The following is a 13,442-nucleotide window of genomic DNA, read 5'->3' as shown; positions in this document are numbered from 1 at the left end:
GGCTACGCCAAGCTAAATTCCGCGCGAATGCCCGGTTGCGTTGAATTCTGGTCAAATTCCCCAAAATTCTGCCGCGGCGGTTCGATTCGGCGCAGGGTTTTCAATTGTGGCGTAATTTTTACTGAGCAGGGATATGAGTAAGTCCTGGCGCCTAAGTCTTGCGCTAGTTTCGACATATTTCGACTGTCGCACCGCGAAATCAAGGAACTGCAGGACAACAAAAAACGCGCGACCAAAGGGCGCGCGTTTGTCGTATTGGTGGTGAAAGGCTTAACGCGTTTCGATGTCCACATAGTCGCGGGCCTCGGCACCAAGATACAGCTGGCGCGGGCGACCGATCTTGAGCTGTGGATCGCTGATCTGCTCTTTCCACTGCGAAATCCAACCGACAGTGCGCGCCACGGCAAAGATCGGCGTGAACATGGAAGTGGGAAATCCCATCGCCTCAAGAATGATGCCGGAATAGAAATCGACGTTCGGAAACAGCTTTTTCTCAGCGAAATACGGATCAGCCAGCGCCGCCTCTTCCAACGCCTTGGCGGTGGCGAGGATCGGGTTATTCTCGACCCCCAGAAGCTCGAGAACTTCGTCGGCAGACTGTTTCATCACCGTCGCACGGGGATCGAAGTTTTTGTAGACCCGGTGGCCAAAGCCCATCAGGCGGTAGGAATCGTTCTTGTCCTTGGCGCGGGCAATGAATTCAGGGATGCGGTCCGGTGTTCCGATCTCCTTAAGCATTTCCAGGCAGGCCTGATTGGCGCCACCATGTGCAGGCCCCCAGAGACAGGCGATACCTGCCGCGATGCAGGCAAACGGGTTGGCACCGGACGACGACGCCAGACGCACAGTCGAGGTCGAGGCGTTCTGTTCGTGATCCGCATGGAGGGTAAAGATCCGGTCCATCGCGCGGCTCAGGATCGGGTTGACCACATATTCCTCGGCCGGGACGGCAAAGCACATGCGTAGAAAGTTCGACGCATAGTCCAGATCGTTGCGCGGATACACAAACGGCTGACCGACGTGATATTTGAATGCCCAGGCGGCGATTGTCGGCATTTTGGCGATCAGTCGAATCGACGCAACTTCTCGCTGCCACGGATCTGTGATGTCGGTGCTGTCGTGGTAAAACGCTGACATTGCGCCCACCACGCCCACCATGACGGCCATCGGATGCGCATCACGACGGAACCCACGGAAGAAATTCTGCATCTGCTCGTGTAGCATGGTGTGGTTGGTCACGCGGTTCTCGAAATCTTCGAGTTGCTTGCCCGAGGGCAATTCTCCGTACAGCAGCAGATAGCAAACTTCGAGGAAATGCGACTTTGCCGCCAGCTGGTCGATCGGGTAGCCACGATGCAGCAGCTCGCCTTTGTCGCCGTCAATAAAGGTGATGGTGCTGTCGCAGGCCGCCGTCGAGGTAAAGCCCGGATCATAGGTAAAGACACCCGCCTGGCCATACAGCTTGCGGATATCGAGCACATCCGGCCCGATGGTCGGCGAATGAATCGGCAGGTCAAAAGACGTACCGTCGATCGTCAGGGTCGCGGTTTTGGAGGTATCAGCCATGAACTTTTTCCTTCGTCTTGATAGCCGGGTAATGACCCCGGAGTATTGTTACCGGCCACACGAGGAAAGCTGACTCTTGGTCAGATTCCTTGGGCGGCAGCGGCCTGGCCCAGGCGCAAAAGCGTTTCGTCCCGGCCCAGGACCAACATCATGTCGAATACGCTAGGCGTCACCGAACGGCCTGCAAGTGCGGCCCGCATCGGGCCTGCCAACTTGCCGAACTTGGTCCCATGTTCTTCGGCAACACGGGTTGTGATCGCCTCCAATTCGTCTCTGGACCAGCTAGCATTTAGCAGCTGCGGCGTCAACGCAGCTAGTATACCACGGGATACCGTATCAAGGGATTTGGCGGATTTTTCGTCTGGCTGAATCGGCGTATCAGTCAGTATAAACTGTGCTTTTTCAATAAGATCTCCGAATGTTTTCGCGCGATCCTTTAGGCAGTACATACCGCGCAACAGTCCGTCGTTCTGTTCTTCAGTCAACGGCGGCTGATCGGTGACCTGCATAAATGCCTGCAATTCATGCAGCAGTGCAGCATTTTGCGAAACAGCCATGTGCTGTCCGCTCACATTCTCCAGCTTCTTAAAGTCGAGCCGCGCAGGCGAGCGTCCGATTCCCGCCAGATCGAACCAGTCAATCGCTTGTTGATCGTCAAAAAACTCGTCGTCGCCATGGCTCCAGCCCAACCGTGCCAGATAATTGCGCATACCTGCCGCAGGATATCCCATCTGTTGGTATTCCTCGACTCCAAGCGCGCCGTGGCGTTTCGACAGTTTTTTGCCGTCGGGGCCGTGGATCAGCGGAATATGCGCCCAAACCGGAACCGTCCAGTTCATCGCGCTATAGATCCCCATCTGGCGCGCCGCATTGTTCAGATGGTCGTCGCCACGGATTACATGGGTCACACCCATGTCGTGGTCATCAACCACCACGGCCAGCATATAGACCGGCGTCCCGTCCGAACGCAGCAGAACCATATCATCCAATTGGTCGTTCCGGATCGTCACATTGCCCTGAACGGTGTCCTTTATCACGGTGTTGCCGTCCTGCGGTGCGCGCAGTCGGACTACAAACGGGGCATCGGGGTGACTCGCTGGGTCAGTGTCGCGCCACGGGCTGCGAAACAAGGTGGATTTGCCTGCCGCCTTTGCAGTTTCGCGGAAGGTTTCGATCTCGTCCTGGGTCGAAAAACACTTGTAGGCGTTGCCGCTGGCCAACATGTCATGCGCCACTTCGGCATGGCGCGGGGCGCGTTCGAACTGGCTGATCACCTCATCGTCGTGATCCAGGCCCAGCCAATTCAGGCCGCGCAGAATCGCAGCCGTCGCCTCTGGGGTTGAGCGGGCGCGGTCGGTATCCTCGATGCGCAGCAGGAATTTACCGCCGCGACCGCGGGCGTACAGCCAGTTGAACAACGCAGTGCGCGCGCCGCCAATATGCAGAAATCCGGTGGGAGAAGGGGCAAAACGGGTGACGGTTTGCTGGGCCATGAGCTGCATTTACCTTTTGATAACCAGGAGGGGGCTAGCGTTGGACATTCCTTAACCACAGGGCGGCACAAGGACAAGCATGGGGCACATCTGGGGCCGTGTCGAAGCAGCGCTGCTGGGTCAGCGCGGCCATCTGTTTTCGTGGGTTCCGGTCTGTCTGGGCCTTGGCATCGGTCTATATTTTATGCTGAGGTTCGAACCCCCGGTTGTTGCCCTTATGGTGGGCGCGGTGGCGGGTTGTGTCACGCTGACGCTGGGACCTCGCCTAGGTGCTGTGGCAGGGCCGATGATCACGGCGTTGGCGCTGGTTTTTCTGGGCCTCTCACTTGCGGGGGCGCGCGCGCATTGGGTTCGTGGTCCGGTGCTGGATTTCCGGTATTACGGCCCGATTGAGGGCCGGATTGTCGGCATCGACCGCTCTGCCTCGGATGCGGTGCGCCTCACCCTGGACCGGGTCGTCCTCGAACGGTTGGCGCCTGCCGATACCCCGACCCGGGTTCGGGTGTCACTGCACGGCCAACAGGGATATATTACACCTGAACCCGGTGCCACGATTTTCCTGAGCGGCCATCTCTCGGCTCCGGCCGGTGCGGTTGAACCATACGGCTTTGATTTTCGCCGTCATGCCTGGTTCTTGCGATTGGGCGCGATTGGCTACACGCGTTCGCCGGTATTGTTGCTGGCACCGCCGGAACGGTCGTTGCCAGTGTTTGCCGCGCGCATGGCATTGTCGGGCCGCGTGCAACAGGGGATTGCAGGTGAAAGTGGTGCGTTCGCCGCTGCGGTCATGACCGGAGATCGCAGTGGTATGGGGCAGGGGACGCTTAACGATCTGCGCGCGACCAATCTGGCGCATTTGCTGGCGATCTCGGGCCTTCATATGGGGCTACTCGCAGGCGTGGTTTTTGGCGCTTTGCGGCTTGGGCTGCTGCTGACCCCCGGCATCGGTCTGCGCTGGCCGGTCAAGAAACTCGCAGCCTTCGGCGCCTTGATCGCCGCTGCGGGGTATCTCGCGCTTTCGGGCGGAAATGTCGCCACTGAACGGGCTTTTGTGATGGCATCGGTCGGTCTGATTGCGATCATGCTGGACCGGCGCGTGATTTCGCTCAGGGCGGTGGCGATGGCGGCGTTGGTGGTCCTGTTTCTGCGTCCCGAGTCGCTGCTGGGACCGGGATTCCAGATGTCCTTTGCCGCCACAACGGCCTTGGTGGCGGTGTTTTCCGTCTTACGCAACCTGCCAGACGAGCGTCGATTGCCCAGCTGGCTTTCGCCGATTGCTGCAGTGGCGCTGTCATCTGCGGTGGCGGGGCTCGCCACCGCTCCGATCGGAATGGCGCATTTCAATCAGATTTCGCATTACGGGCTAGTCGCAAATTTGCTTTCGGTGCCAATTATGGGCCTTGTGGTGATGCCGTCAGCGGTGATCGCTGTTGTCTTGATGCCGCTGGGGCTGGACTGGATCGGTCTGGCACTGATGTCGCTGGGCGTGGACTGGATCCTGGCTGTCACGCACCGGATTGCGGACTGGGACGGCGCTGTTGGCCAGATCGCGGCACCTGCTCCGGTGGTTCTGCCAATACTGGCTTTGGGCGCGCTCTGGGTTATGCTCTGGCGGGGGTATCTGCGGTGGCTCGGCACCGTTCCAGTGGCGCTGTCACTGCTGCTTTGGGCGCAATCCGAGCGACCGTATATCCTAATAGCAGATGACGGAGGGCTTGTCGGTGTCATGACCGACGCAGGGCGTGCCCTGTCGCGAGCCAAGGGGGGCGGATTTTTGGCGCGCACGTGGCTTGAAAATGACGGAGATGCCGGTGATCAGTTGACTGCTTCTGCGCGTTGGAAGGGCGAGGTCAGCGGCGGTATCGCCCGCACCCCGCTCGAAAGCGGTCAGTTGATCCATGTGTCAGGCAAGCGCGCTGCGGCAACCGTGACAAGCTGTCAGCCAAAGGATATCATCGTAACCACACATCCGCTGGATGCGCTTGCGGGCTGCGACGTTCTAGATCCCGAAATTCTGACCCGGACCGGCGCGATGGCAGTGATCCGCACAGCTGATGGTTTGCGGTTTGTCTCATCCGCAGCGACCACGGGGCATCGCCTGTGGCATGCAGCGCGATCCAAAGGTTCACCGAAGGTCGCATTCCTGTATCAGTAAGTCCGGATTAGGCCGACGAGTTTGCCTTGCACATTGACCGACCCGGCGGGCAGAACGCGGGATTCGAATGCCTCATTCGCGGCTTCGAGAACGATCATACCGTCCTTGCGACGAAACCGTTTGAGCGTGGCCTCGTAGCCTTCGACCTGAGCGACAACGATATCGCCATTTTCGGCCTGAGTGGTTTCGCGGATCACCACGACGTCGCCGTCATTGATACCTGCGTCGATCATCGAATCTCCTTTGACCTCAAGCGCGTAATGCTTGGCCGAGCCGGACAGCATCTGTCCCGGAACGGCGATGGTCGGGGCGGGGTCATTGATTGCCTCGATCGGTATACCGGCCGCAATCCGTCCCATCAGCGGCAGTTCCGATGCATGAACCCCTTCGATCGGCTGCGCGTTTGCTGGCCGCCGGTCGGGAACATCGCCGTCGATCAGGCGTGGTACAAACGTCAATTTTGGACTCATGCTATCTGGCAATTTAACAATTTCGATGGCGCGCGCGCGATGAGCGAGCCGTCGGATAAACCCACGTTCTTCAAGTGCTGTGACAAGACGGTGAATCCCGGATTTTGACCGCAAATCCAACGCCACTTTCATCTCGTCAAAACTGGGCGGCACTCCGTCGCGCGCGACGCGCTTGTTGATGAAGTCCAAAAGATCGAGCTGTTTTCGTGTCAGCATGGGGTATCTCCGCCAGTTAACTCTTTTTGTTCTAGTCTTGTTCCCGTTTTGGGTCAACTGCATTCGTGCATTCGTTCCCCCCCGCCTGCTCCCAAAGCGTGAACTCAGCCGCACATTTCCGCCTCAGCCTGGTCTCGGTCGCGGGGGCGAGGTCAAGTTGCGCGCGGGGGAAACGTTCGCGCGTGGCAGATTGAGTGTCAGGTCGAGTCGCTGCTCAAGAAACGCGACCAAACGCCCCTGATCCTCGTAGCGGAACAGGTGGCTGACGGTTGTGCCGTTGGGGCGTGGCTCAACAAATTTCGACTGGCTGCCAACATTGGCAAAGGGCGGGCGATCGCCCCTGCAATAGGCCTCAACGAACTCGGTAAAGCTGATGTCGGCGGTCGAGGTTGGCCGTCGTTCCAGATAAGGGCGCTGACGATAGCGGTACCAACTCCCCAGCCAACTGACGGGTTCGCGGATGACTGCCAAAACGTCCATATGACTGGCGCCCATCTTTTCGAACATCGGGCGAAAGAATCGATTGTACCGGTAGACTGGCGCGTGTTTGAGTTCAGGCGGATCCAACACCGTCATTGACGCATGCGGTGCCAGTGCGGCCTCATAAGCAGAGGTTCCGGTTTTGGGCACCGCAAGGAACACCAGTCGTTGTTTCCAGAACACCAGCATCTCAGGCCCGCCTTTGTCGTCTGTTTTTGGTAAACTACTCCTTAACTCTTTGGCGTGACAGTCGGCTAATAGAATATTCACTTGATTTGTTCTCCCTTTGATCTCATACAGTCGAGAACAAGAAGTGAACAAAAGCAGCAATTGCCGCCAGGTGGTGGCTGTGAAATAAGGATGGGGACGCATGGCAATGGCAGATCTTTTGACAATGAACAGCAAGAAGAACGCGGACAAGCAAAAGGCGCTGGATAGTGCCCTGGCGCAGATCGAACGGCAGTTCGGCAAAGGCTCTATCATGAAGTTGGGCGGCGATAACCCGATCAAGGATATAGAGTCGACGTCGACCGGTTCCCTGGGACTCGACATCGCGCTTGGCATCGGTGGCCTGCCCAAGGGTCGCATTGTCGAGATTTACGGCCCTGAATCGTCTGGCAAAACCACGTTGACGCTGCATTGCGTCGCCGAAGAGCAAAAGAAAGGTGGCGTTTGCGCCTTTGTCGACGCCGAACATGCGCTCGACCCGCTCTACGCCCGTAAGCTGGGGGTTGATCTGGATGAATTGCTGATTTCGCAGCCCGACACTGGGGAACAGGCGCTCGAGATCGTCGATACGCTGGTGCGCTCTGGTGCCGTAAGCATGGTGGTGATCGATTCCGTCGCGGCGCTGACACCCAAATCCGAACTCGAGGGCGACATGGGGGATTCGTCGGTTGGCGTGCATGCCCGCCTGATGAGTCAGGCTATGCGCAAGCTGACTGGCTCGATTTCGCGGTCGAACTGTATGGTGGTGTTTATCAACCAAATTCGCATGAAGATCGGCGTCATGTTTGGTTCGCCCGAGACGACGACGGGCGGTAATGCGCTGAAATTCTATAGCTCGGTTCGTCTGGACATTCGCCGTATCGGCGCGATCAAGGATCGTGACGAAGTTGTTGGCAACACCACGCGCGTCAAAGTGGTTAAGAACAAAGTGGCGCCGCCGTTCAAGCAGGTGGAATTTGACATCATGTATGGCGAAGGTATCTCGAAAACCGGTGAGATGATTGACCTTGGCGTCAAGGCTGGTGTGGTCGAAAAATCCGGCTCATGGTACAGCTATGGCGACGAACGCATCGGTCAGGGCCGGGAGAACGCCAAAAACTTCCTTAAGGAAAATACCCGCATCGCGCTTGAGATCGAAGACAAAATCCGCGCGGCGCACGGGTTGGATTTCCATATGTCAGAAGAAGACGGAAAAGACGGCGGCGATGACGTGATGGAAGCTTAATATGCCGACGGTGGACGGGGCCGTGATCCTCTGGCGGTGATATTGCACAACAGGGCGTCCTATATGGGCGCCCTGTTTTCGTTTTGCGTGGAGCACGACAAGCCCGCGCCAGGTGCTCAAACCCATGACCCCATGGACAGAGGACGACTGCGACGATACATCTGCCCGAACCCAAGAATTTTGCGCCGGAAGAGACCCGTGATATGCAGACGTTAAACGACATCCGATCAACCTTTCTAAGCTATTTCGAAAAGCAGGGCCACGAGGTTGTATCGTCGAGTCCGCTGGTTCCACGCAACGATCCCACGCTGATGTTTGCAAACTCGGGCATGGTGCAGTTCAAGAACCTTTTTACCGGGGTCGAACACCGTGATTACACCCGCGCGACAACCGCGCAGAAATGTGTGCGCGCCGGCGGCAAGCACAACGATCTGGACAATGTCGGCTATACCGCGCGGCACCATACCTTCTTTGAAATGCTGGGAAATTTCAGCTTTGGCGACTATTTCAAAAATGACGCCATTCCCTTTGCCTGGGAGCTGATTACCAAAGAGTTGGGTATCGACAAGAACCGCCTGCTGGTCACCGTCTATCATACGGATGACGAGGCAGCGACGATCTGGAAGAAGGTCGCCGGCCTGTCAGATGACAAGATCATCCGTATCCCAACCAATGATAATTTCTGGATGATGGGGCCGACGGGTCCCTGCGGGCCCTGCACCGAGATTTTTTATGATCATGGCGACCACATCTGGGGTGGCCCTCCGGGTAGCCCAGATGAGGATGGCGACCGCTTTGTCGAGATATGGAATCTCGTCTTTATGCAATACGAGCAGTTCGCCGATGGCAGCCGCAAGGAATTGGGCGCCCAATCTATCGATACCGGTATGGGGATCGAACGGGTGGCGGCATTGTTGCAGGGCACCAACGACAACTACGCCACCGACCTGATGCGCAGCCTGATAGAGGCATCCGCCGATGCAACCTCGACCGACCCGGATGGTCCGGGAAAGACGCATCACCGGGTTATTGCGGATCACCTGCGGTCGACCTCGTTTCTGATCGCGGATGGTGTGATGCCCAGCAACGATGGACGCGGCTATGTCCTGCGGCGGATCATGCGCCGCGCGATGCGCCACGCACATATGCTGGGGTCCAAGGATCCGGTGATGTACAAACTGGTTCCAGCGCTGATCCGCAAGATGGGCGCAGCCTACCCCGAACTGGGGCGTGCGCAATCGTTGATACAGGAGACGCTGAAGCTCGAAGAGACCCGATTCAAGCAAACGCTGGACCGCGGTCTTCGACTGCTGGACGATGAGCTGGCGGGCCTGCCCGACGAGGCGGCATTACCCGGCGCGTCGGCGTTTAAACTGTATGACACCTACGGTTTTCCGCTTGATCTGACGCAGGACGCATTGCGCGAAAAGGGTCGTTCGGTTGAGACTGAAGGCTTCGACGCGGCCATGGCCGAACAAAAAGCCAAGGCCCGCGCGGCGTGGTCTGGGACAGGAGAATCCGCAGACGCCGCGATCTGGTTTGATCTTGCAGAGACCCACGGCACCACCGACTTTCTTGGCTATGATACAGAAACCGCCGAAGCGCAGGTGTTGGCGCTGGTTCGCGACGGTGCACAAGTTGGCGGGGCCGGGCAGGGCGAAGAGGTTCAGATCGTCTTTAATCAGACGCCGTATTACGGAGAAAGTGGCGGGCAGGTAGGCGATACCGGCACCTTGAAAACCGGCTCTGGGTTGGCCCAGATCACCGATACCAAAAAGGTTGCAGGTGTTTTCATTCACCTTGCAAAGGTGATCGAGGGCACGGTCAGTCGTGGTCAGGCAGGTGTGTTGGTCGTGGACCATTCACGGCGCAGCGCGATCCGTGCCAACCACTCTGCCACCCATTTGCTGCACGAGGCGCTTCGCCGTGCGCTGGGTGACCATGTGGCGCAGCGCGGCTCTTTGAATGCGGCTGATCGGTTGCGGTTCGATTTTTCCCATACCAAGGCATTGGAGCCCGCCGAATTGCAGCAGGTCGAGGCTGAGGTGAACGAATTTATCCGTCAGAATTCGTCGGTCGAAACGCGGATCATGACACCGGATGACGCTCGCGGCATCGGGGCTCAGGCGCTTTTTGGCGAAAAATACGGTGACGAGGTGCGGGTCGTCTCGATGGGGATACAGTCCGGGTCGGGCAAAGGCATGACTAAGGATACCTACTCACTCGAACTTTGCGGTGGCACCCATGTTGGCCAGACCGGAGACATTGGCGTGTTTGCGTTGCTCGGCGATTCCGCGTCCAGCGCTGGTGTGCGCCGGATCGAGGCGCTGACCGGGGCTGGGGCCTTTGCCTATCTTAGTGCGCAGGGCAGAACCTTGTCCGACGCCGCGCAAGAGCTGAAATCGCAACCGGCGGACGTGCCGACAAGGGTCAGGGCGCTGCTTGATGAACGTCGCGCGTTGTCAAACGAAGTTGCGCAACTGCGCCGTGAGCTGGCGATGTCTGGCGGTGCGGGGCAGGGTGGTGGAGCTGAGCCTACGGATGTGAACGGCGTGAAATTCCTCGCGCAAGTGCTGTCTGGCGTTTCGGGCAAGGATTTGCCGCCGTTGATTGACGAACACAAGGCGCGACTGGGGTCAGGTGCAGTGCTGCTGATTGCTGATACGGGTGGCAAGGCGGCTGTGGCTGCGGGCGTGACGGACGACCTTAAATCGGGCCTATCCGCAGTTGATTTGGTCCGGGCCGCGGTGGCTGAACTGGGCGGAAAAGGCGGCGGCGGACGTCCGGATATGGCGCAGGGTGGAGGCACCAGCGTTGAGAATGCGGATGCGGCCATCGCGGCGGCGACAAAAGTTGTGGAAGGATAAGACGATGCCAGCACTCTGGATTGCACATGTGCACGTGACGGATGCGGATGCTTATGGGCGCTATGCGAAACTGGCCGGACCGGCGATTGCGGCCCATGGTGGCGCGTTTGTCGCCCGTGGTGGCCGCTATGTGACGCTGGAAGGCAAGGATCGTGCACGCCATGTGGTGGCGCAATTCCCCAGTGTCGAGGCGGCGGAAGCCTGTTATCATTCGCCCGAGTATCAAGAGGCGCTTGGCCATGCACGCGGCGCGTCTGAGCGTGACCTGATCATCGTCGAAACCACAGAATAAACCGCGGCACAAATTAAAAGCGGCTCAGAAGGGTTGTCCTTCTGAGCCGCCTTCTATCGTAAATCAGCCTGTTGCTGCGAGCGAGATCTCGCTGAGGTGGTTCAGATATCTAACGGCCGCGAAATTGTGGCATCCAGACCAAACGCTCAGCGGAAACCAGACATGCTCCCCAATCCCTAAACCGGGTTTGGGGAGCATGTCTGTCGCTTAGTTGGACTTTGACATCCGCTTGCGTTCATGCGGATCAAGGTAGCGTTTGCGCAGCCGGACCACGTTCGGCGTGACTTCAACCAGTTCGTCATCGTTGATATAGGCAATTGCCTCTTCCAGCGACAGCGTGATCGGGGTGGTCAGGCGCACGGCTTCGTCGGTACCCGACGCACGGACGTTGGTTAGCTGCTTGCCCTTCAGCGGGTTCACTTCAAGGTCGTTCTCGCGGCTGTGCTCACCGATGATCATGCCAGTGTATACCGACGCCTGCGCACCGATAAAGAACTTGCCGCGATCTTCGAGCTTCCAAAGCGCATAGGATACGGCGGTGCCGTTTTCCATCGAGATCAGCACACCAGCACGACGGCCCGGGATCGGACCCTTGTGCTTGGCCCAGGAGTGGAAGACGCGGTTCATCACGCCGGTGCCGCGGGTGTCGGTCAGAAACTCGCCGTGATAGCCAATCAGGCCACGCGCCGGAGCGTGGGCGATGATCCGGGTCTTGCCGGCACCGGCCTGTTTCATCTCGACCAGATCACCCTTGCGGGCACCGGTGATTTTTTCGATCACCGCGCCCGAGTATTCGTCGTCAACGTCGATGGTGACTTCTTCGATTGGCTCAAGCCGCTCGCCGTTTTCACCTTCGCGCATGATTACCTGCGGGCGCGAGATCGAAAGCTCGAACCCTTCGCGGCGCATGTTTTCGATCAGCACACCCATCTGGAGTTCGCCACGACCCGACACCTCAAAGGCTTCGCCACCGGGAGTGTCGGCAATCTTGATCGCGACGTTGGATTCAGCCTCTTTGTGCAGACGTTCGCGGATGACGCGGGACTGCACCTTTTTGCCGTCGCGGCCAGCCAGCGGGCTGTCGTTGATGCCAAAGGTCACGGTGATGGTGGGCGGATCGATCGGCTGCGCCTCAAGCGGCTCTTCGACGGCAAGGGCGCAGATTGTGTCTGCGACGGTCGCCTTGGTCATACCAGCGAGCGAAACGATATCGCCTGCCTCTGCCTCGGGGATGTCTTGTTGGCCAAGACCACGGAAGGCGGTGATTTTGGTCACACGGAACTGTTCGATTTTCTGGCCAATGCGGGACAGCGCCTGCACGGTGGCGCCGACCTTGATGTGGCCCGATTCAACACGGCCCGTCAGGATCCGGCCCACAAAGGGGTCGTTGCCCAGCGTGGTGGCCAGCATGCGGAAATCTTCGTCCCGACGTTTAAGCTGACGCGGCGCGGGCACGTGGTTCATGATCAGCTGAAACAGCGCATCAAGGTTCTTGCGCGGTCCGTCCAGTTCCGCATCGGCCCAGCCGGCGCGGCCGGAGGCATAGAGATGCGGAAAATCGAGCTGGTCTTCGTCAGCGTCGAGGTTGGCAAAGAGGTCAAAGCATTCGTCCAGCGCGCGGTCGGGCTCGGCGTCGGGCTTGTCGACCTTGTTCAGCACCACAATCGGACGCAGCCCCAGCGCGAGCGCCTTGGACGTCACAAATTTGGTCTGCGGCATCGGCCCTTCGGCCGCGTCCACCAGCAGGACAACACCGTCCACCATGGACAGGATGCGTTCAACTTCGCCACCAAAGTCGGCGTGGCCGGGGGTGTCAACGATGTTGATGCGGTGGCCCTTCCATTCCACGGATGTGGCTTTGGCCAGAATCGTAATGCCGCGTTCGCGCTCCAGGTCGTTGCTATCCATGGCCCGTTCAGTGGTGGCCTGGTTTTCGCGGTAGGTGCCGGATTGCTTTAGCAGCTCGTCCACAAGCGTCGTTTTGCCGTGGTCCACGTGAGCGATGATCGCAACGTTGCGAAGGTCCATGTCGAATACCTTTAAGGGATGGTTTGGGCGCGGGGTAACGGCGCAGACCACAAAAGGCCAGCCCTAATGCGTGGACGTAGCGGAAAAGAGGTTAATAACGACGATTCCGGCGATAATCAGCGCCATTCCCAGAACCGCAGGCAGATCCAGCCGCTGGCCAAAGACCGTAAATCCGATCACCGCGATGAACACGATACCCAGCCCGGACCAGAGCGCATAAGCAATGCCGACCGGAAAGGTTCTGAGTGAAACCGACAAAAGATAGATCGCAACGCCGTAGCCGATGACCACAATCAGCGAGGGCAGGGGTTTGGTGAACTGCTGGCTGGCTTGCAGTGCCGTGGTGGCGATAGTTTCCGCGAGGATCGCAATCGCGAGGATAAAATAAGGCATGTCGATTCCTTGGATGTAACGCTGCTTAA

The 13,442-nt window shown here is 58.6% G+C and carries 9 protein-coding genes and 1 pseudogene; 4 read left to right on the top strand and 6 right to left on the bottom strand.

The window, feature by feature from the left end; translation table 11 throughout:
• Positions 1-270 precede the first annotated feature (270 nt).
• Positions 271-1,566 carry a citrate synthase gene (gene gltA / locus IMCC21224_RS09965; RefSeq protein ID WP_047995227.1) on the bottom strand — a complete coding sequence of 432 codons (1,296 nt, stop codon included), beginning with the start codon at positions 1,564-1,566 and terminating at the stop codon, positions 271-273.
• 80 nt (positions 1,567-1,646) lie between these two features.
• A complete protein-coding gene (gltX, locus tag IMCC21224_RS09960) occupies positions 1,647-3,059 on the bottom strand; it encodes a glutamate--tRNA ligase (RefSeq protein ID WP_047995226.1) in 1,413 nt (470 codons plus the stop codon).
• 79 nt (positions 3,060-3,138) lie between these two features.
• Between gltX and IMCC21224_RS09955 the strand changes: the two genes are divergently transcribed.
• Positions 3,139-5,214 carry a ComEC/Rec2 family competence protein gene (locus IMCC21224_RS09955; protein ID WP_047995225.1) on the top strand — a complete coding sequence of 692 codons (2,076 nt, stop codon included), beginning with the start codon at positions 3,139-3,141 and terminating at the stop codon, positions 5,212-5,214.
• On the opposite strand, the gene lexA is transcribed toward IMCC21224_RS09955, so the two are convergent.
• Positions 5,208-5,900, bottom strand: coding sequence for a transcriptional repressor LexA (gene lexA / locus IMCC21224_RS09950; protein ID WP_047995224.1), 693 nt, complete (start codon positions 5,898-5,900; stop codon positions 5,208-5,210). The genes IMCC21224_RS09955 and lexA overlap by 7 nt on opposite strands.
• A gap of 31 nt (positions 5,901-5,931) precedes the next feature.
• A pseudogene (locus tag IMCC21224_RS09945) lies at positions 5,932-6,569 on the bottom strand (gamma-glutamyl kinase).
• Positions 6,570-6,750: 181 nt separating this feature from the next.
• On the opposite strand from IMCC21224_RS09945, the gene recA reads away from it, so the two are divergent.
• The 3 genes from recA (at position 6,751) to IMCC21224_RS09930 (ending at position 10,992) form a co-directional block, all read left to right on the top strand.
• Positions 6,751-7,833, top strand: a complete 1,083-nt coding sequence (recA, locus tag IMCC21224_RS09940; RefSeq protein WP_047995223.1) for a recombinase RecA — start codon at positions 6,751-6,753, stop codon at positions 7,831-7,833.
• Between the two features lie 203 nt (positions 7,834-8,036).
• On the top strand, positions 8,037-10,700 hold the full coding sequence (alaS, locus tag IMCC21224_RS09935; RefSeq protein ID WP_047995222.1) for an alanine--tRNA ligase: 2,664 nt from the start codon (positions 8,037-8,039) through the stop codon (positions 10,698-10,700).
• 4 nt (positions 10,701-10,704) lie between these two features.
• Positions 10,705-10,992, top strand: a complete 288-nt coding sequence (locus IMCC21224_RS09930) for a DUF1330 domain-containing protein (RefSeq protein WP_047995221.1) — start codon at positions 10,705-10,707, stop codon at positions 10,990-10,992.
• A 207-nt stretch (positions 10,993-11,199) separates the two neighbouring features.
• On the opposite strand, the gene typA is transcribed toward IMCC21224_RS09930, so the two are convergent.
• On the bottom strand, positions 11,200-13,020 hold the full coding sequence (typA, locus tag IMCC21224_RS09925; protein WP_047995220.1) for a translational GTPase TypA: 1,821 nt from the start codon (positions 13,018-13,020) through the stop codon (positions 11,200-11,202).
• 63 nt (positions 13,021-13,083) lie between these two features.
• Positions 13,084-13,413 (bottom strand): multidrug efflux SMR transporter, encoded by a 330-nt coding sequence (locus IMCC21224_RS09920; RefSeq protein WP_047995219.1) that lies wholly within the window; start codon positions 13,411-13,413, stop codon positions 13,084-13,086.
• Between the last annotated feature and the right edge of the window lie 29 nt (positions 13,414-13,442).

This window comes from Puniceibacterium sp. IMCC21224 (assembly GCF_001038505.1).
Classification (GTDB): Bacteria; Pseudomonadota; Alphaproteobacteria; order Rhodobacterales; family Rhodobacteraceae; genus Puniceibacterium.
The sequence above is the reverse complement of the archived record's forward strand: the minus strand, read 5'-3'. Positions and strand labels throughout refer to the sequence as shown.